At 63.5% G+C, this 20587-nt stretch carries 12 protein-coding genes; 8 read left to right on the top strand and 4 right to left on the bottom strand.

Translation table 11 applies throughout. The annotated features are described in order from the left end of the window. The first annotated feature begins 263 nt into the window (after window positions 1-263). Together H6678_02885 and H6678_02880 are read left to right on the top strand one after the other, a co-directional pair. Window positions 264-2942, top strand: coding sequence for a hypothetical protein (locus H6678_02885; protein MCB9472736.1), 2679 nt, complete (start codon window positions 264-266; stop codon window positions 2940-2942). Continuing rightward, window positions 2939-5443, top strand: a complete 2505-nt coding sequence (locus tag H6678_02880; GenBank protein MCB9472735.1) for a hypothetical protein — start codon at window positions 2939-2941, stop codon at window positions 5441-5443. The genes H6678_02885 and H6678_02880 overlap by 4 nt, the downstream gene beginning before the upstream one ends. A gap of 1079 nt (window positions 5444-6522) precedes the next feature. On the opposite strand, the gene H6678_02875 is transcribed toward H6678_02880, so the two are convergent. Continuing rightward, complete coding sequence (locus H6678_02875; GenBank protein MCB9472734.1) at window positions 6523-7110, bottom strand: hypothetical protein; 588 nt, start codon at window positions 7108-7110, stop codon at window positions 6523-6525. Between the two features lie 186 nt (window positions 7111-7296). On the opposite strand from H6678_02875, the gene H6678_02870 reads away from it, so the two are divergent. The 5 genes from H6678_02870 to H6678_02850 all read left to right on the top strand — a co-directional run bounded on the left by H6678_02870 (window position 7297) and on the right by H6678_02850 (window position 14346). Continuing rightward, window positions 7297-7836 (top strand): TetR/AcrR family transcriptional regulator, encoded by a 540-nt coding sequence (locus H6678_02870; protein ID MCB9472733.1) that lies wholly within the window; start codon window positions 7297-7299, stop codon window positions 7834-7836. Window positions 7837-7863: 27 nt separating this feature from the next. Then, entirely contained in the window at window positions 7864-8505 is a 642-nt protein-coding gene (locus H6678_02865) for a hypothetical protein (GenBank protein ID MCB9472732.1), read from the top strand. After that, complete coding sequence (locus H6678_02860; GenBank protein MCB9472731.1) at window positions 8502-8939, top strand: hypothetical protein; 438 nt, start codon at window positions 8502-8504, stop codon at window positions 8937-8939. The genes H6678_02865 and H6678_02860 overlap by 4 nt, the downstream gene beginning before the upstream one ends. Before the next feature lie 162 nt (window positions 8940-9101). Next, window positions 9102-10646: a hypothetical protein gene (locus H6678_02855; GenBank protein ID MCB9472730.1), complete on the top strand. Its 1545-nt coding sequence runs from the start codon at window positions 9102-9104 to the stop codon at window positions 10644-10646. Next, a complete protein-coding gene (locus H6678_02850) occupies window positions 10636-14346 on the top strand; it encodes a carboxypeptidase regulatory-like domain-containing protein (GenBank protein ID MCB9472729.1) in 3711 nt (1236 codons plus the stop codon). Before H6678_02855 ends, H6678_02850 begins: the two co-directional genes overlap by 11 nt. Before the next feature lie 319 nt (window positions 14347-14665). Here H6678_02850 and H6678_02845 read toward each other — a convergent pair whose 3' ends face one another. The 3 genes from H6678_02845 to nuoE are packed head-to-tail and all read right to left on the bottom strand — an operon-like array spanning window position 14666 to window position 18105. Next, window positions 14666-16435, bottom strand: coding sequence for an iron hydrogenase small subunit (locus H6678_02845; protein MCB9472728.1), 1770 nt, complete (start codon window positions 16433-16435; stop codon window positions 14666-14668). A gap of 9 nt (window positions 16436-16444) precedes the next feature. Next, the gene (locus H6678_02840; protein ID MCB9472727.1) at window positions 16445-17629 is read right to left on the bottom strand and encodes an NADH-quinone oxidoreductase subunit E; all 1185 of its coding nucleotides are present in this window, start codon (window positions 17627-17629) and stop codon (window positions 16445-16447) included. Continuing rightward, window positions 17626-18105 carry an NADH-quinone oxidoreductase subunit NuoE gene (gene nuoE, locus H6678_02835; GenBank protein ID MCB9472726.1) on the bottom strand — a complete coding sequence of 160 codons (480 nt, stop codon included), beginning with the start codon at window positions 18103-18105 and terminating at the stop codon, window positions 17626-17628. Before nuoE ends, H6678_02840 begins: the two co-directional genes overlap by 4 nt. A 408-nt stretch (window positions 18106-18513) precedes the next feature. Here nuoE and ppk1 point away from each other — a divergent pair, with 408 nt between their 5' ends. Further along, window positions 18514-20583 (top strand): polyphosphate kinase 1, encoded by a 2070-nt coding sequence (gene ppk1, locus H6678_02830; GenBank protein MCB9472725.1) that lies wholly within the window; start codon window positions 18514-18516, stop codon window positions 20581-20583. The last annotated feature ends 4 nt before the right edge of the window (window positions 20584-20587 follow it).

Here is a 20587-nt window from a genome sequence, read left to right as displayed (position 1 = left end):
CTTCAGAATGGGCAACACAATGCCGTGAAAAGTTGTCGGCCAATGATCTGGCCGGGATCTGGCTGCCAGTCGCGGCTCCTGGAATGGATCCAGATGTCCGGTCTCACCCGCACAGGCCTCTTGTCGGCCGCTGGCTGACACCGCCGATCCTCGGGACTTCCGCTTTTGTTTTCTTTCGCGCCGGTCAAGGTTCTACATTGCAACGCGCAAGGCAGTCTCCCCGACAGAATTCCCATTGACACACAAAACCGGATGAACTTTCCGTGATCACCATGATTCGGCGCCTTTTCCCGAACAGCCTGTCGCCACTGGGCATCCTTGCCGAGTTCCTGCTGGGGCTGGGCACTCTCGTCGCCGGTGGCTGGCTGCCCGTGCTGCACAGCACCAGTGCACTCCCCCTTGCCCTGCTGCTGTTGCTGCCCGGTACCCTGCTGGCACTGCTTCCTCTGCAAGGAAGCCGCCACGATCTCTGGGCGATTCCCGCCTTGCTGGTCGTGTTCTTCAGCGTGCCCGGCCTGAGTGCCTTCTTTCTGCTGCCACTGGCCGTGTTCCTTTTTCTGCGGCATCCAGGCCTGCGCCATCCCGCGGTCGTGATGCTTCTGGCGGCCGCGGGCAGTCTGCTGTTCTCGACACCACAGCTTTTCTGGCTCTCCGACTGGCTTTCGCTGCATGTCACCGGATTCCTGGGCTCTCTGGCGGATCGCAATCTGCAGTGGGGCGACAGCACGGGAGTGTTCCTGCTGGTGTTCCATTTCGCAATCCGGCTGCTGGCGGGACTTGTCCTGCGGGCTTCGCGCAGTGTGCTGGCCGGAACCAGTGCCCTGCTGGGCGGACTGATCGCGATGGGGGTCTGGATCGGATCACTTGATGTGCCACCGGCGAACATCGACCTCTTCCCCCTGGCCTGGTTCGCCTGCGGCATGCTGCTGCTGGAACTTCTGCTGCGCGCGAATCCAGCCGGAACCTCGTCCTTCCGTGCACGGCTTCCCGGTTGGGCCCTGCCCGTGCTGGCCGTGCTTGGACTGGCGATCGTGTGGCATGCGGCCCTGCCCGCGTCCCGCGCGTCTCTTGACGGGGTGACGATCGCCTTTCGCGAGGAGGGGGACTGGTCCTGGGAGAGCACGCGGGAGGGCACCCGGCCCGGTCCGCGCATGGGTGGGCTGCTGGAGGTGCTGAAGCGTTGGGGCGCCCGGGTGGACATTCTCAAGGACGAGGAACTCCAGCGACGCGCAGATGACTACGACCTGGTCTTCGTGATCCATCCCACCGAGCCCCTGCCCCGTGAACTGCGTGACACCCTGATGGAGTGGACCGACAATGGCGGCGCGCTGGTGCTGGTGGGCGAACACACCAACGTCAATGACATCCGTTCGGGTGTGAACGACCTGCTGCGCGAAACCAGCATGAGACTCAAGGACGACAGCGCGATTCCCGCCTGGCGCGGCTGGAACTGGAATCATGTGCAACGATACCTGCCCGGCCCCACGACCCGCGGGATGCGCAATGCCCAGCAGCTGGGAATCAGCATCGGCGGTTCGCTGCAGACCGGATGGCCTGCCCAGCCAATGATTGTGGGCACCATGGCCTTTTCCGACCGGGGCAATCCGGACAACCCTCGCGGCAAGATGGGTGACAACCGCTACGGCTGGGACGAGCGCTTCGGCAGCATCGTGTTGGTCGCCAGCCAGGCTCGCGGCAGTGGTGTGATCTGCGCCATCGGAGATACCTCTGGCCTGATGAGCCTGAGCACGCCCCAGGTCTGGCCGTTCCATCTGAATCTGGTGCGCGGGTTGCTGGCCCATCCCGTCTTCGGACGCCACCCGGTCTGGCCCCTGCTGGGCTGGTTGCTGTTGATGGTCGCGTTGCCCCTGCTGCTGGCCGATGGGCGTGTTCGCAGTCTGCTGGCCTGGGCCTTGCCGGCCTCGGGCATGCTGCTGGCGGCCGCCTGGGTTCAGGGCAGTCAGGCCAGCCCAGTGGCTGTGCGCAAGGAGGCGATCTGCTGGATCGACTATTCTCATCTGCCATCCTTCCACAGCAGCAGCACGATGGATTGGAGTGTGATGTCCTTGGTGGAGGCGTGTTACAATTCCAACAAGCTGCCGCTCTTTCTCTGGGATTTCGATGTGCGCCAGCTCGAGGGGTGTCACTGGTTTCTGGTGAATGGCAGCGCACGCCGCTGGACGCCGCGTGAATCGCGCCAGTTGCGTACCTGGGTCGAGAATGGGGGCAGGCTGATGATCGCCGGAGACTGGCGCCGCCGGGATGCACTGCTGCCTCTGCTCGAGGAACTTCAGCTGGATATTGGTGATACGCCGCTTGGAACGGCTCCCGAGAGCCGCACGCGCCAGGGCACGCCGGCCGAATTCCAGTTCTACGAGGCCTGGCCCGTGATGAGTACTGAAGGCGCTCTGGATACCCTGATCAGTTGTTGGGACTATCCCATCGTGGGCATGAAGCACATCGGCAAGGGCATGGTCAGCATCATGGGCGACGAACACCTGCTGACCAAGTGGAGTCTCGAGGGCTCGCAACGCAACGGGCGGCCCCTCAACACGGCACGCCGGTTCCTTGATTCCATGCAACCCCAGCAGCGCCCCACTCCAGTGGCTCCCGCCCTGCGTGCGTGGATGGAACAGTACTCCGACAGTCTGAACCGAGTCCTGACTCCGGGGCCGGACCTGCCGCCGGACCGCCTGAACAAACGTCAGCAGTTGGTGTATGGCATGTTCAATCTGCCCCAGATCCACTCCAGCACTGCGGGGCAACCCGGGGGGCCACCGCGCTTCCCCGGTGGCATGCGACCCGGTGGGGCCGCCGGACGGCAGACACCGATGCCCCGACCGCAGCCTCAACCCGGTGTGACACCCCGCACATCTCCCCCGGGGAATTCGGTGGAGTTGCCCGCCCGGCCCACTCCAGCCGGTGGAGGGACCCGCAAATGACCCGCCAGACCACAACCTGGACCGCGCTGGCCGTCTGGGCCGGCATCGCCTCGGCCACCTGCCTGAGCCCCCTGTATGTTCTGCCCGAGCACGGCATGGGCTGGAGTGCGCTGCTGCTGGGGGTCGCCGTGGCTGCCCGCTGGATCGGGGGGGGCGCACCTGCTGTCTCACGCCCGCAGGCTGCGGCACTTCTGCTGTCCGCGCTGGCTCTGCTGTGGTTGCTGCCTTCGGCCTGGATGCCGGGAGTGGTCCTGCTGGCGGGCGGCGCGCTGGCCCTGCTGATTCCGGGCGGGTCCTGTGCTCGCACCGGATGGGCTCTGGTGTTCGCGGGGGCCGCGGGAACTCTGGGACATGCGTTGATTCTTCCCGCTTCCTACCTGCATGCCATGCTGCCACGGGATGCCATCACCGGTCTGCTGGCGCAGGCCATCGCAAGGGCCGGCGGCAGCAATGCGGCCATGCTGGGGGCCGACTGGGTATTGGGGACACCGGACGAAATGCTGCCGTTCTCCCTGGGCGGTGAATGGACGGGCCTGTATTACCGCGTGCTGGCACTGGGACTGTTCCTGGTCTTCTGGCTGCGTGCATTGTTGGCCTCCTCTTCAGGAGCTCGCCCTGTGCTGTCCGGCCTGGCGCGGCTGGGCATCCTGGTGGCACTGGCCAGTCTCTGGGGTGCGCTGATCTTCGTGTTCCAGAGCCAGCTGGCGCCCATGCTCTACGATTTTGAAGTGCCCTGGAGTCCGCTCTACCAGGCGCTCACCGGCCTGCCGCCCATCCTGCTGGCGGGCCTGCTGGCCAGTGGGTTGCAACCGGCTGCCGTATCGGAACTTGCGGCACCCTCGCGGAAGTCGCTGCTGCTGGCCTTCGGTGCCGCACTCTGTTTCTGGCTGGCGGTGTTCCTCGAGCTTCCCCTGGGTGCCAACCCGGGCCGGGTGCTGGTGGACGATGGCCACAGCGACTGGGAGTGGACGGGCGACCCCATGAACACCACCCAGTTCGGTACCCGCACCACCTACAACTATCATGGGTTGGGCCGCCTGCTGGCGCGCCATTACGATTCGCGCATCAACTTCGATCCGCTCACGCCCGCCCTGCTGGACACGGTGGATGTGCTGATCCTCAAGACCCCGACCCGGGCCTATTCCGAGGATGAAATCCGTTCCGTGCTGGACTTCGTGCACGCGGGCGGGGGGCTGTACCTGATCAGCGATCATACCGACGTGTTCGGGATGAGCACCTTTCTCAACGAACTGACCCGGCACTTTGGTTTCATCTACAACAAGGACACGGTCTTCGACCTGCTGAGCACGGAGGACCAGTTCTGGCAGCAGGACGATGTGATCGCCCACCCGGCTTTCCAGAATCTGCCCTGGTACCGCTATCTCACGGGGTGCAGCATCAGGCCCGGCTGGAACACCCGCTGCGTGTCACGCGGCCCCCAGACCGGCAGCGACCTGCTGAGCTACGCCACCTCCAACTTCTTCGATGTCTACTATCCACGCACGGAACTGCGCTGGGGCAACCTGTTCCAGGTGGTGTCCGTGCGCTACGGCAAGGGCAAGGTGCTGGGTTTCAGCGACAGCACGACCTACAGCAACTTCGCCATGTTCCTCGAGGGTCGGCTGGAACACCTGATGGGCATCGTGGGCTGGCTGAACCAGAAATCCCTGCCTGTCGACGAGCGCTGGATCTTCGGCCTGCTGGCCCTGCTGCTGGGCCTGGGTGCCCTGCGTCGAGGCGGAACGGGCCGCGTGGACTGGCTGCTGGCGCTGGCTCTGACGGCCGCCCTGGTGATTCCGTTGGTGAAGGCGATCAACGCGTCCGTGTACACCATGCCCGAACGACGCCACGAACTCCCGGGGGTCGTGCTGGATACCGGCCTCTCCCGGATCGAGCTGCCCGCGAAGAACAAGCTGGATCACGACGACCCGCTGAACATGGAAACTTTCTATGTCTGGCTCTACCGTTCCGGCGACATTCCCGAGCGCGCCAGCCAGACCCTCTTCCCGGGCACACGCCAGTACATCCTGCTGAATCCCATGGGCGCACCGGCTCCCGATTTCCGCAAGGAACTGGATCTGTTCATGAAGGAAGGCGGGCAAGTCCTGGTGGCCTCAATGCCGGGGCAGGACTGCGGTGACCTCAACGACTGGCTGCGGGGATATGGCATCGAACTGGGCGAGCAGAACGTGCGTGATGCGCGTCTGGTCGGTTCCGGGACACGCTTTCCGGTGTACCTTGAGAATGCGCGCCAGGTCCTGGGTGGCACGCCCTTCTACAGCGACGAGCGCGGCATGGTACTGGCCAGCGAAGTGGCCGTGGGGCAGGGCATGCTGCGAGTCAGCGGCCTGGCCGAAGGCTTCAACAACGCGCACCTGGGCCGCTACGATTCCATTCCCAGCGATCTGGCCTACGAGTACCTGCAGATCTACTACCGTCACACAGGCATGAGCGGAGGCGACGTGGTGGCCGATCAGGGAGTTCCCGTCCAGAAGGACTGACACAATTCCCCGACAGCGGATTGCTGCCTGGACAAACGCTCCTCGGATTCACCCAGGTCATTGGCTCCAGCGCCGGTACTTCGGCAATAGATCCGCAGGATGGGCAACGCGCAGCGTGCCCATTCCCTTGCGCTGAGTGCTTGCGTCTCATCCCCCGCCATGCCCCGAATGAGGCATCAACATCAGGCAACGGCGGGGGACCGCCGTCGCGCCCATCAGCGCGGGCGATGCGACGTCAATCGCTTCGACCCTCATCCTGACCGCCACCTCGTCCACCACCTTGTCCGCCACCTCGACGGACGCCACCTCGGACACAATGACGGTCGAAGGGACCGTCACCACACTCGTTTCCTGATCAGTAGATCCTCGGGTTCAGATCCGGACTCATGTGATTGAGCGAGTACACGGTCGCGGCAGTCAGAATGGCTGTCCCGATCAATCCACCGCAGAGTGCTCGACCCACATTCTGTCGTCTGGCTGTGGAATCATAGCCCTCGAGGAAGCACTGCCTGCTGACATCCTGCGGGATCTCAGGTGGAATCGGGCTGGACGAACGCGCGGACAGCGTGATCGCCGCTGCTCCGATCGGCCCCAGAACAAGCCCGGAGCCGACTCCTCCCCAGAACCAACCAGCCGACGAGTGGTGCAGCGTTGCCTGTTGTACTCCACTCAACCTGGAGTCATTGCAACTCTTGATGTTCAGTGTCCTGACTTCAGAACCATCCGATTGGAGGATTCCGGCGCTTTCTGACGGGGACTGCGCGAATGTGTGACTGGACAGAAGTGCCAGCAACAATGCCAGGATCGTGATTCGCCCGGGGTTGACAAGCATGGAATCCTCCCATGGAATTGCCCGATTGCGGTGCAGAGTCAGCTGGAGTGGTCCCCTGCTCCCAGCTTCTGATTGTCCGAGTCGAAGCCAAGCCACCTTCCCCCAGTTCGTGGGGGGAGGTATGGATGGCTTCGCCTCGGTTGGTCGACATGTGTCTTCTGTGGCCCACGCTGGCTGACTCTGCTGCGCAAAGGGGGTGGAATCAGTACGGGCGCACGAGTGCGCTCATCCACTTGCCTGAAAACTGTCAGCGCACGCGGTGACGCGAGCGGGTGTCCATGTCGTCACTGCGCATGTTGAAGCCGGTGAGCAGGCTGAGGCGGAAGCTGTCAGGGGAGAAGGTGCCGGCCACATTGAAGGGCAGGTTCAGTTCACCGCTCTTGCGGGTGCGCCCCATGGCCACGGTGAATCCACTGCCCGCCAGACTGGCGTTGGGACCCATGCCCACTTCCCAGCCGCCCGGGCTGCGGGCACCGATCAGCCAGGTGGCGCTCGGCAGCAGCTTGCCCTGATCGGCGCCAACGGCCAGCAGCACCAGCGAGGTGTTGCCACGCGCGCCACCAATGGTGCTGGAGAATTCGGTTTCCATGTGCCAACCGAATGCGCTCAGCATCGAGGACATGTCGGCGTCGGCCGCATGATTCTTGTCGGCCCCCTTGAGCACCATCATGCCCACTCGTGGACCCGCGTTGGTGATCCGCGCCGCCTGGACGCTCGGGATCATGCCCGCCAGAAGCATCAGCGCGGCCAGCAGGGTGGAAGCGGAGAACGGGTTGAGTGTCCTGAACGGTCGTGAAATGTCTTCAGGCAGGGCGGTCGTTGCATTGCGATTCATGGTCACCTCCAGGGATCCGGGTTGAAGCAGCCGCTTGTAGGGGTCCAGCTGCTGTGAATAAACCGAACGATCGTGCCATAAGAAAACGAACGATCGATCTAATTCGCAAGTGAAATCGTCTTTTTCTATTCTCGGGCCATGAAAGGCATCCGAACCCGCGAACAGATCCTCGACCAGGCCATCCGCATGGCCAGCATCCTTGGACTCGAAGGTCTGACCATAGGCAACCTGGCCCGCACGCTTCACATGTCGAAGAGCGGGTTGTTCGCCCATTTCCAGTCCAAGGAAAACCTCCAGAAGATGGTCGTGGAAGCCACGGCCGAACGCTGGGTGCACTTCGTCTTCGACCCCGCGCTTGAAAAGGCGCGTGGATTGGAGCGCGTGCAGGCGCTCTTCGAAGGCTGGCTGGCCTGGGAGAATGCCGAGTTCCTGCCCGGCGGCTGCCTGATCATGTCCAGCGCCTTCGAGTTCGACGACCGGCCCGGCGAGATCCACGATCAGCTGGTGCTCTATCAGCGCCGACTGTACGACACCTTCGAGCGCGCCGTGCGCCTGGCCATCGACGAAGGCGACCTGCGCGCCGATCTCAACGAGAAGACCTTCGTCTTCGCCTGGGTCGGGTTGTTTCTGGCCTACATCCATCGCAGCCGGATGCTGGAGTTCGACGACGCCGAGCAGATGTTGCGCCAGGGCTTCGCGGCACTGGTTGAACGCAGTCGCGCCTGAGTCACACGAGTGCAGGAGGGTCTCACGATGGGCAGCCAATCCCCCGAACTGGGCCGTTTCGTTCACAGCGCATTGTCACACGGAATGACCAGAGCCAGCATTGCCGAGAGCCTGCTGGCGGCTGGCTGGAGCCAGCGAGATATCGAGCGCGCGTTGCAGGCCTGGGCTGACAGTGAGTCGCCGCTGCCCGTTCCCCGTCCGCGCCCCGGTGTGTCGCCGCGCGAGACCTGGTTCTACCTGCTGCTGTTTCTGGCGCTGTACATCGGTCTCTGGAACCTGGGGACCCTGGCCTTCCAGTTGATCGAACAGGCCTTTCCCGATCCTCTGGAGTACATGACCACCAATGGACGCCAGACCACCATCCGCTGGGCCATTTCCTGGCTGGTGATCTGTGCTCCGCTGTTCCTGGCGCTCAACTGGCGACTGACCCGCAGTCTGATCGAAGAGCCCATGCGACGTGCCTCGCGCGTGCGCCAGTGGCTGACCGCCCTGACCCTGTTCATCGCGGCCAGCAGCCTGATGGGAGACCTGGTGGTACTGGTCTACAACCTGCTCGACGGTGATCTGAAGGTGCGTTTTCTGTTGAAAGTGGCTGTGGTGGCCCTGCTGGCCGGTGCGGCGTTCCTGTACTACATCCGCGATCTGCGGAGTTCCGAGGAGCTGGCATGACCGGGGCTCGTCTGCTGCGCATCGCCAGCGCCATTGTACTGGTGATCCTGTTGCTGGTGCTGGCCCGTTCGCTGGGGGTGTTGCCCTCTCCCGCCGAGCAGCGTCTGCTGCGCCTCGACGAGCTGCGCGTGAGCCACCTCGAAGGGCTGGTCGTTGCCATTGATGCCTACTGGAATGATCATGGCCGCCTGCCCGATTCGCTGCGCGTGCTGGCCGAAGATCCCCGGGCCTCGCTCGAACTGGTGGACCCCATGCACGGCACGGACTATGGCTACCGGATCCTGGACGAATCCCGCTATCGCCTCTGCGCCACCTTCAGCACGGCCAGCCCGGAACCGGATCCCGGAAGACGGACCAGGCGGACCTGGCTCCACCCACAGGGTGAGTTCTGCTGGGAGCTGGATGTTCATCCGGCAGCCCGACGGATTCCCTGACCTCGACTCGTCGACCGTGTGCCCCGCGCGACCGTCCAGACTTCCGATCGCAGGCTGTTTCAATGGAATTGACCGGACAGGAGTCCCGGGAGGTTGGAAAAAAATGCGACCAGATGGAAAAATTTCTGGCAAACCCGGTCAGCAGATGGCAGGTTTCGCGCCATGAACACAGCTCCCCATACCGCGTTTCTGCCGGCAGTCTTCCGCATGGGGCCGTCCCCGACCTCAGAGCTGGGCCCACTGGACGGAGTTCAACCCGATTCCAAGTGGCTGGATGCGGTCGGCCACCTTTCCATGTTCTGCGGAAAGACCATTCCCGATACCTGTCAGGCCTTTCGCACCCTCCTGCAACTGGAACGCGACCCTTCGCACAAGGCGGTGCTGCTTGCCGGACTGGCGCGCGGACTGAACAGCCAGATGCGGCTGCGCGAAGGCGGGCAGTTGCTGGGCCAGGCCTGGAGCCTCCTGACTCCCGCGACCGATGCCGAGCAGCGGGCCTTCGTGCAACTGGAGATGGCGCGTTTCCTGATGCTGATCGGCAATTCCGACGCTGCTGGCTCGATGCTGGACAACATCCAGCGTCTGGCCCGGTCCGAGTTTCTCCGGCGCCAGCATCATTACTACAGGTTGGCGCTGCAGGCCGCTCGTGGCGAGTCCGTGGCCGCCCAGCTGGAACTCTCGGCTCAGTGGTTCATGCAGCATGGTCAGAAGGCCACCGCGGTGGCGCACTTCCGCATGCTGGCCCAGCTGGCCCTGGTGGATTCGCGGCCCGAAGACGCGGAGGCCTGGTGCCTGCGCGGACTGGAGCTGGCCGCCGGACCTGAGCTGCAGTTCTGTCGGGCCCTGATGCTGAATGATCTGGGCATGCTACACATCCAGCAGGGCAAGCGCGACCAGGGCATGCAGGAGCTGGCACACGCGCTCTCTCTGGCCGAGTTCCCCTACTCGCGCATCGACAGCCTGGATCTGATGGGACGCTGCCTCAAGCAGGAAGGATGTCACGCCGAGGCGATCGAATTGTTCACCGAAGGGCTGAACATCGCCCTGGAGCAGGGCACGCTGATCATCGTACCCGCGCTCTGCCTGTATCTGGCCCAGTGTCACGAGAGCCTGAATCAGCTCGAGCCGTCCCGGCAGTTCCATTCCAGAGCCTATCTCAGCACGATGGAACTGCTGAGGGCCGGATATCCGGCCACTCCCACCCGACTGGAAGCCATCGAGAGCCACGTGCGTTTCAGCGCGAGCCATCCCGGAACGTCGACAGATGAGGGCGCGGCTCTGGACGATGCGGAGTTCGCATTCGCTCTGGCACACAGCCTCAAGGAAATCCGCACGATCTTCCAGAATGCCCTGCTGGAGCTGCGCGTGCAGGAACATGGCACACAGAAGCAGGCCGTGCAGCAACTGGGAATCGCGCATCGAACCCTCAGCAACGTGCGCCAGCGCCACCGCCAGATGGGGTCCCCGGCCACTCCCGCATCCGTGACACGATTCGTCCGGCTGCACCCCGATCTGGACTGGAAGGACATCAACCAGAAATTCGACGATACGATCCTGGCCTGGCTCTTCCAGCGCTACGAGCACAACCGCAAGCTGATGAGTGACAGGCTGGGGCTCAGTTATCCTCACCTCTCCGCCCTGATCAGCCGTGCGGTGCGCAACAAGGACACACGCATCCCCGAAAGGATTGCAACCCATGACCGCTAGACCATTCCACACCCGCCTGCTGGCACTCCTGCTGACTCTGGCGCTTGGCCTGCCCGCCTTTTCCGCCCGTCTTCAGGGCCAGGTCTTCGACATCCTGAGCGGCCAGCCGCTGCACAATGCACGCGTGGATACCCAGCCCGCATACCCACCGGTCTTCAGCAATGGGGCTGGCCAGTTCGTGCTGGAAGGTCTCGAGAGCGGACCGCTGTTCCTGAGCGTCACACGCGAAGGCTATCATCCAGCCGAATTGCTGATGGATCTGCAGCCGGGTGAGAACAGCGTCACCATCGGCATGGACCCCCAGAACACCTTCCCCGAGGTGGTCGAACTGCACGGGCGTGCCACCAACGGAGAAGGCCAGGGTGTGGCCAATGTGCGGGTCGTGGGTCCCGATGGGCCCACGGACATGCTGGTGTTCACCGATGAGGCGGGGTACTGGTCGTACCCGGCCTTTGTCGGGGTCGGGTCATTCCACGCCTATCATCCTCTGTACCAGACACACGAGAATCCCGCCGTGACCGTTGGCCCCCAGGATACGGAGTATGATTTCGTGCTGGTGCGCAACGACACTCCGGCCGCCCGCCTGGTCGGCATGGTCAGCGGCGCCCCCGATTCGCTGGTCCTGCCGGGAGCGCAGCTGACCCTGCATCAGGGCGAGTTTCCGCCCCGGAACACGGTCTGCGGCCCTGACGGACACTACGAGTTCAACGGAATCCTCGCCGGTGTCGTGTGCCATCTCAACGCATTCTTTCCCGGGTACCTGGCGCGCAGTGTGGAATTCACACCCGGGCAGGGGCTGAACACGCGCAACCTGCTGCTCGAGAATCCGGGCGGTGGCGACCTCGCCCGTCTCTCCGGCATCGTGCGCAATGCCAACAATGACCAGCCCGTGCAGGGGGCCGCGTTCCACTTCCTGTTGCAGCCCGATCACCCCGTGGTCCTCAGCAGTGGCAATGGCGTCTATCTTGCCGAGAACCTGCTGCCCGGGATCTGCCACTTCCGGGTCGAGCGGGAAGGGTTCCACAGTCTGGAGATGCTGGTGGATCTGGAGCCATCCCAGCAGCTCGTGCTGGATCTGGAAATGGTTCCGCTGGGCGGTGGAGGAGAGCTGGCCACACTCGGCGGCACCGTGTTCATTGACGGCAGTGACACAGTGGTGGCCGGTGCGCGCATCGAACTGGACACCAATCAGGGCGTGCACCGGGAAACCTTCAGCACCGAGAATGGACACTACCAGTTCAATGAACTGCCCACCGGCACCGTGGTGCTTCACGCCCATGCCGAGGGTTTTCTGCCCTGGGAGCAGGCCGTGACTCTGGGGGCCGGGGAGAACACGCGCCACATCGGGCTGCACGACGGCGGCGATCACGATGCGTTTCTCAGTGGCCGGGTCAGCGATGCCCTCAGCGGAGCTCCAGTGCCCGGAGCGCTGATCCACCTGCCCGGACCGCATCACGGCCAGGTCCTGCTGACCGACGAGGACGGCAACTACTCGACGGACCACGGACACCCGCTCTTCTCGGGTCCCACGGACCTGCACGCGGATGCTCCCGGCTACTTTCCCTTTGACCTGGAGTTTTTCCTTGAAACCGGCGACAACGTGCTGGATTTCAGCATGGAGCCATTCGAAGGCAATGGGCAGGCCGCCAGTCTGTCGGGCACGGTCAGCGATGCGGGGAGCGGAATGCCCATGGCGCACGTCTGTCTGTCGGCTCCCGGATTCATGGGCCAGCCCGTGACGGCTGAAAGTGATTCTCTGGGGCACTTCCTGCTGGAAGGCCTGCACGGCGGAAGCAGTGAACTGATGGCCGCGGCCTTGGGGTATCACACGCTCTTCATGCCGCTTCTGCTGCAGCCGGGTGACAATTCCCTTGACCTGTTCCTCAACGCCCGTGACGACGGCGAGCCGCACGATCCGGTGATTCTGGGCCGGGTGCTTGACATGTTCAGCCATGACCCCATTGGAGACGCCGAGCTGCTGTTGCAGGCCGGTGACCAGCAATGGCTGGGGCTGTCCGACGAGGACGGCCACTTCGCTTTCGGACCGCTGGCCGTGGACGCGCCTTTCGCCACCCTGAGTGCCAATGCCGACGGGTACAGCGAAGCCCAGCTGGAGCTGAACCTGCACGGGATGGGTCACCATGCCCCGGATACCTTGCGGGTCAACATCGAGATGATGTCCCTCGACAACGGCATGCTGCTGGGCCTGCTGGCGGGCAATGTGCGCACCGAGGACACGGGCCTGCCGGTGTATGCGATGGTGGAAGCGATCAGCGCCGAACCCGGTGATCCCCTGTCCTTCCACACCTTCACCAACAGCTCGGGACACTGGTCGCTGGACCTGCCCGCGGGTGCCTGGTTCGTGCGCTGCCATGTGCTCAGCGGAGGCAACGGAGCCCCCGTGGATTACACCGAGTACTGGGAGGATGCCCAGAGCCTGGACGCGGCCACGGTGATCGACCTGGCACCCACGATGGTACGTGACGGCATGAATTTCGGCATTCCGCGTGTCGACGGTGGCCAGATCACGATTCAGCTGGCGGGGCGTGTGAGTGACGCGGACCTGCAGGGAATTCCCGGCGTGGCCCTGCGGTTCTGGACTCCGGCCGGAGAGCTGGAGGAGGCCCGCGTGAACACGGACCCGCAGGGCAACTGGGGCGCCACCATCATTCTGGACCGCCTGCCGATCGTGCCCTTCTCGATCTCCGCCGAGCGCGAAGGCTATCTGATGGATTTCTTCAGCAACGCCGAAAGCTTCGCCGATGCCACCCAGTTCAGCTTCACCAGCGATGCCAGCATCAGCAACCTGAACTTCAACCTGACGGCCGCCGCCGACGCCCAGAACAGCATCAGCGGCAGGCTGCTGGACCAGTCCGGCGAGGCGCGCGCCGATGGTCTGGTGGTGGCCCTGGATGCGGACACGGGCGCATTGTGCACCGTGCCCACCGATCTGCAGGGCAACTACCGGGTGGGCAACGATGGCGATCATCGCCTGACCCTGCTCTACTTCGCCCCGGGACACATGCCCGTGTTCTCGGGAGACAGCTGGAGCCTGGATGGAGCCATGTCCTACAGCGGCAGCACGGACATGACGAACCAGGACATGAGCGTGCGCAGTCTGGCCACCAGCGCAGGGGCCAGCACGGTCACCGGCTTGGTGCGCAGCGAAGCGGGCCTGCCCCTGGCGGGAGCGCTGCTGCTGGCGGTCTCGACCGATGGGCAGGATGTGCGCTGGGCGCTCAGCGGTCCCCAGGGGGCCTACAGCCTGGCTGGCCTGGTCGACCAGAACAGCTATGTGGTGTACTGCAGTCTGGCCGGGTATCACAGTGGCCAGTCCCAGGTGCAGGCCGATGAATCCGATGCCTACACGCGCCTGCTGAACTTCGACCTGAGTCTGCGCGGCAGCACCGATCTGGACGAAGAGCCGGGCCTGCCCGCCGAACTGGCGCTGTGGGCCAACTGGCCCAATCCTTTCAATCCGGTGACCAGCCTCTCCTATGAACTCGAGCGCCAGCACCAGGTGCGCCTGCAGGTCTTCAATCTGCGCGGGGCCCTGGTGGCGACCCTCGTCGATGGCGTACAGCCGGCGGGCAACTACACACTGGATTTTGACGGTAATGGTCTGGCCAGTGGCGTGTACATCTATCGTCTTCAGGCCGATGGGCGCAGTCTCAGCCGCAAAATGGTGCTGTTGAAATGACCCTTTCCACCCCCGGTGTCCGGTATGCATGATTTTCCTGTGACCGGCTCCGTTGCCTGATACCGGGTTTCCCCACGAGAGCGCCCCCGATTCCAGAAGTCGGGGGCGTTTTCCTGTGACCTGATCGGGAAGAACGGTTGTGCGGATTCTGCAGCCCGTGCGCTGGAGACGCACGCCCCCGGGCGATCCAGCCCCGGGGGCGCGGTCCGTCCGGCCGCACGAGGAGTGACAACGGCCGGAATCATGCATTCGGGCTCTGCCCGAGAAGAAACGCGCCCCAACTGGAGCAGGGGCGCGCGCGGTCCGATCGCCGGGCGGGCTAACGCCTGGTATACGAGGTGTGCAGCAACTTGTGGGAGGATTCTCCCAGGGGCACGTGCAGGAATTCCTCGTAGAGTCGCATCACATCAGGATTGTTGTGCGACTTGCGCAGGGTCATGGCCGAATCCTCGGCGAATATCGCTTTCATGCGTTCCTTGCGGATCTCCAGGTCGGTGGGAATGGGCTGACCGCCGCCGCCGAGGCAGCCTCCGGGGCAGGCCATCACTTCCACGAAGTGCAGGCCCGAATTGCCCGCTTCGATCGTCCGCATCAGTTCCCAGGCGTTGTTCAGTCCGTGAGCCACGGCCACCTTCAGTTCCACACCGTTGAGGAACTCCCAGGCGGGCAGGCAGTCGTGCAGGGGGATCACCGCCTGGCGCACACCTTCCATGCCGCGCACGGGCAGCACGTCCAGGTGTTCGAAGGGCACTTCCCGGCCGGTGACCAATTCGTGCACCGTGCGCAGGGCCGCTTCCATCACGCCACCCGTCGACCCGAAGATCACGCCGGCTCCGGTGGAGTGGCCCATCATCGAATCGTAGTCCTCGGGCACCAGTTTGCGGAAGTCCAGTCCGGCCTGGCGGATCATCCGACCCAGTTCGCGCGTGGTGAGCACATAGTCCACGTCGGGCAGTCCCGTCTCGCCGCGCATCTCGGGCCGCGCGGCCTCGTACTTCTTGGCCGTGCAGGGCATGATCGAGACCACCACGATCTTCTCGGGCGCGATCTTCATCCTGCGGGCGTACCAGGTCTTGGCCAGCGCGCCGAACATCTGCTGCGGCGACTTGCAGGTGCTCAGGTGATCCAGGCGGTCGGGGAAGAGGTGCTCGAGAAACTTGACCCAACCCGGCGAGCAGCTGGTGATCATGGGCAGAGCCACGTCCGTGCGCCCGTTGACCAGCACGTTCTTCAGGCGCTGCAGCAGCTCGCTGCCTTCCTCGATGATCGTCAGGTCAGCGGCGAAGTCGGTGTCAAAGACCTTGTCGAAACCCAGGCGACGCAGGGCCGTGACCATCTTGCCCGTGACACGGGACCCCGGGTCGTAGCCCAGTTCCTCGCCAATGGACACCCGCACCGCGGGAGCGGTCTGCACGATCACGTGCAGCTCGGGATTCTCGATGGCCGCCCAGACATCATCGACCACGGTGTGTTCCACCAGCGCTCCGGTCGGGCAACGGTTGACGCATTGCCCGCAGGTACTGCAGACCACGTCGTAGAGCGGATTGGCGAAGAATGTCTCGATCTTCATGTGCTTGCCCTTGTGGGCCACGGTCAGGGCCGAAACTTTCTGCAACTCGTCGCAGGTGCGCACGCAGCGCTGGCAGCGGATGCACTTGGAATCGTCCTTGATGATCGAGAGTGAACTGCGATCGATGTGCGCGTGGGTCGCCAGATCCAGAAATGTGCGCTCTTCCACCCGGTACTCGTAGGCCAGGTCCTGCAGCTCGCAGTTTCCGTTGCGGTAGCATTTCAGGCAGTCGCTGCGGTGCTCGGAGAGCAGCAGTTCGATCACGATCTGGCGCGCCGAGCGCACGCGCGCCGAATTGGTGAAGACCTTCATGCCTTCGCTTGCCGGCAGGGCGCAGGCGGCCTGCAGGGCGCGCTGGCCTTCCACTTCCACCACACAGACCCGGCAGTTGCCCGCCACGCAAAGGTCCTTGTGGTGACACAGTGTGGGAATGTGGATTCCCGCCTCGCGGGCGGCTTCCAGTATCGACGTGCCCTCTGCGACGTCCATGGGCAGGTTGTTCATCGTGAGATGGGTCATGGTCTTGTCCTAGAAAAGGATTTCCTCGCGGAAGTTCTGCACGATCGAGATGAAGGGGTTGGCCACCGATTGCCCCAGCCCGCACTTGGCCGCGATGTTCATGGTGCGGGCCAGACGGATCAGTTCGTCCAGGTATTCCGGGCCCCGTTCGTGGTGCTTGATGGCTTCGATGCCGCGCAGAAGTTGCTGGCAGCCGATCCGGCAGGGCGTGCATTGCCCGCAGGATTCCTCCTCGAAGAACTCCAGGTAATTGTGCAGCACGTGGTACATCGAGCGTGTGCTGTTGAAGAGCATCATCGAGCCGCCCGTGGGCATGCCTTCGAAACCGATCACGGTTTCCTCGAAGCGCTTGCGCGGTACGCAATGGCCCGAAGATCCGCCCACCTGCACGGCCTTGGTGTCACCATCGCCGAAGATGTCCACGAACTCCTGCAGGGTCATGCCCAGCTCCAGTTCGTAGATCCCCTCGATGTCGGCGTCGCCGGAGACGGAGAAGACCTTGGCGCCGTGTGACTGGGAGGTGCCCAGATCATGGAAGCGCTGTGGGCCGTCCTTGACGATCATGGTGCAGTAGACAAGGGTTTCCACATTGTTGACGATTGTGGGCAGGTTCAGGTAGCCCTGTTCCACAGGAAAGGGCGGCTTGTTGCGCGGTTCGCCGCGCCGGCCTTCCATCGACTCGATCAGCGCGGTCTCCTCGCCGCAGACATAGGCTCCGCTGCCCAGCCGGAAATCGATCGTGAAGGGAATCGTCAGGTCTTCCAGCAGGGCATTGAACAGCGCGGCCCGGCTGCGCAGCGAGGGCAACAGGTAGGCGTACTCACCTCTCAGGTAGAGGATGCCTTCGCGGGCGCCGATGGCCATGCCGCAGAGGGCCATTCCCGTGTACACCTTGTCCGGCTGGTCTTCCAGGATCTGGCGATCCTTGAAGGTTCCCGGTTCGCCTTCGTCCGCATTGCAGATCACGAATTTGCGATCGCCGGGCTGGCGTGCCGCCATGGCCCACTTCCTGCCGGTAGGAAAACCGGCACCGCCACGGCCGCGCAGATCGGCTTCCTCGATCAGGGTGATCACCTGACCGCTGCCCAGTTGCAGGGCATGTTCCAGAATCGCCCGGCAGTCCACGCTCTCGAAGATCATGTTGACGTGGATCTGGCGGTTCTGCAGGGCCGACAGTTTCTCTTCCTTGGTCATGCCCGTATCCTCCGCTCCTGCATGAACTGCTCGATGATGGCCACCGCGCCTTCTGGGGTCAGTTCGGTGTACACCTGCTCGTCAATCAGCATCGCCGGCCCCTTGTGGCACCAGCCCATGCAGTTGGCGGCCAGCAGGCTGAACTGGCCGTCGCGCGTGGTCTCGCCCATGCGGATCTTCAGGCGATCCTCGATGGCGGCCACCAGGGCATCCTTGCCTTTCATGTAGCAGGAGATGGTCTTGCACACCCGGATGATGTGCCTGCCTCGAGGTTCCGTTTCGAGGAAACTGTAGAAGGATGCGGTCCCGTAGACGTCCGCCGCGGAGATCTGCATCTCGTGCGCGAGCGCCTCGAGGACCTGGCTATGAAGGAAATGGTCCTCCCGCACGATGTGCTGCAGGATGGGGAGCAGGTTTTCCCGCCCGGACCCGTATGTCTCCACCAGGTGCTGAATGCGTGCCTTGGTCTTCATCATGGACGGTCCTCACGATTGTGTCAAGCGCGGTCTCCGGGGACCCGGATCTCCGTCGTCGTGGGAATGGTCTCTTCTGGCGGGCAGTGCGGCATTGATAAATGTCAAAATTTTAACAAAAGAGGCCACTCATCCGGATTTCCTTGCTCCTGCCCGCCGGAAGAGACACTGAGTCTCACCCGGATCTGACGCAAGTATCATGAAAACAAGATCCTGGACTGGCAAGGGCGCCATCGGCCCGGAACCACGACAGACAGACGATGGTTGGGAGACAGAAGTCCCGGGCGGGATCCGCCGATGAGATCGAGCGGCCGATTGGTATCATGGGCGCTTGCTTGCAGAAATCTCATCCTGAGCAACGAGACTGGGGCCCGTCCCGACGCAACGGCATTCAGCAGCGACGAGCATTTCGTGATCACCTACTGCGACGACAATCCACGTTATCTGCCCAAGGAACTGAGCTGGCTGTTGTTCAACCAGCGCGTGCTCCAGGAGGCCAGCGATCCCAGCGTGCCCCTGATCGAGCGGATCCGCTTCCTGGGCATCTACTCTTCCAACCTGGACGAGTTCTTCCGGGTACGGGTGGCCACCCTGCGCCGGCTCTGCCAACTGGGCGACCGGGCGCGCAGCTACATCGGCCATGATCCGCATCGCGTGCTGGAAGCCGTGACCCGTACCGTGGCACAGTTGCATGCGGACTACAACTCCACCTACGATGATGTGATCCAGGAGCTGCACCGCAACCGGATCCATCTGCTCAACGAAACCCAGCTCAGTCCCGAACAGGAAGCCTGGGTGCGGAGCTTCTTCAGGGCCAATGTGCAGACCGAACTGTCGCCCGTGCTCTTCAAGCCGGGCGAGCCGCTGCCCTCGCTGCAGGAACGCAGCATCTACCTGGCCGTGCGGATGAGCGATTCACGAAAGAAGCGCAAGCAGCGTTATGCGATGATCGAGCTGCCCCCGGATCTTCAGCGATTCGTGGTGATTCCGGGGCAGGACGACGAGGACACCTTGATCTTCGTGGACGACATCGTGCGCCTGATGCTGCCCGAGATCTTCGCCCTGTTCAAGCAGGATGTCTACGAAGCCTGGACGGTCAAGCTGACCCGCGATGCGGAACTGGATCTGGAAGACGATATCTCCCTCAGCTACAGCGCCAAGATGGCCGAGGGCCTGAAGCGCCGCAAGGAAGGGTTGCCCGTGCGCTTCGTCTACGACGGCAGCCTGCCCCGGGACTTTCTCAAGCAACTGATGCGCAAGATGGGTGTGACACAGGAAGATACTCTGCTGCCCGGTGGGCGTTACCACAACCGCAGTGATCTGATCCGCTTTCCGCAGGTGGGAAGCCGTTCGTTGCGCTATCCGGCCGAAGCCCCGGTGACCCATTCGGGTCTGCCGCTGGATGGCAGTCTGCTGAGCGCGATCCGCAAGCGTGATCGGCTGTTGCACTTTCCCTACAACCCCTTCCAGCAGTTCGTGATGCTGCTGCGCGAGGCGGCGCTGGACCCCAAGGTGCAGCGGATAAGGATCACATTGTACCGACTGGCGCAGAATTCCGATGTGATCCGTGCGCTCATCACGGCCAGACGCAACGGCAAACGCGTGCTGGTGGTGGTGGAACTCCAGGCCCGGTTTGACGAGAATGCCAACCTGAACTGGGCCCAGCAACTGCAGGACGAGGACATCGATGTGGTCTTCGGGGTGGCGGGGCTCAAGGTGCACAGCAAGCTGGTGCACATCGAGCGCGAGGAGCGCGGCAAGACCGCCGGGTATGTCTGCATTGCCACGGGAAACTTCAACGAGGACACGGCGGGTGCCTTCGAGGACATGATGCTGCTTAGCGCTCGCCCCGAGCTGGTGCACGAGGTGAGCCAGCTCTTCGAGTTCTTCACCAAGCCCTACCTGCAGCTCAAGTTCCACCATCTGCTGGCCTCCCCCTGGAACACGCGCGAGGCCCTGGGACTGCTGATCGCCAAGGAGATCAGCGAGGCCCGTGCCGGGCGCCGGGCCGAGATCCATCTGAAGCTGAACAACCTGGGCGATTATGCCCTGATCGACCAGCTTTACGAAGCCGCCGAAGCGGGCGTGCGGGTGCGCCTGAACGTGCGCGGCATGTTCTGCGCGCGCGCCGGCAAGGACACGGTGGGGCGCCAGATCCAGGCCATGGCCGTGGTGGACCGTTACCTCGAGCATTCACGCATCTACAGTTTTCACAACGGCGGCAGCCCGCGCTACTACATCGGCAGTGGGGATTTTCTGCCGCGCAACTTCGAGCGCCGGGTGGAAACCGCCGTCCCGATCATGGACCCGGGCATCCAGGCCTACCTGCAGGAATTGCTGGAGATCTACTGGATGGACAGTCGCAAGGCCCGCCTGCTGGATACGGAGCAGCCGAACAGCTATCGTGATGGCGACCATCAGTCCGGCCTGCGTGCCCAGGAGGAAATCCGCAACCTGGTGATGCGCACGCATCCAGCCTGAGGAA

Source organism: Candidatus Delongbacteria bacterium (genome assembly GCA_020634015.1).
GTDB lineage: Bacteria > CAIWAD01 > CAIWAD01 > CAIWAD01 > CAIWAD01 > JACKCN01.
Note: the sequence above shows the minus strand (reverse complement) of the source record. Positions and strands in the feature narration are given on the sequence as shown.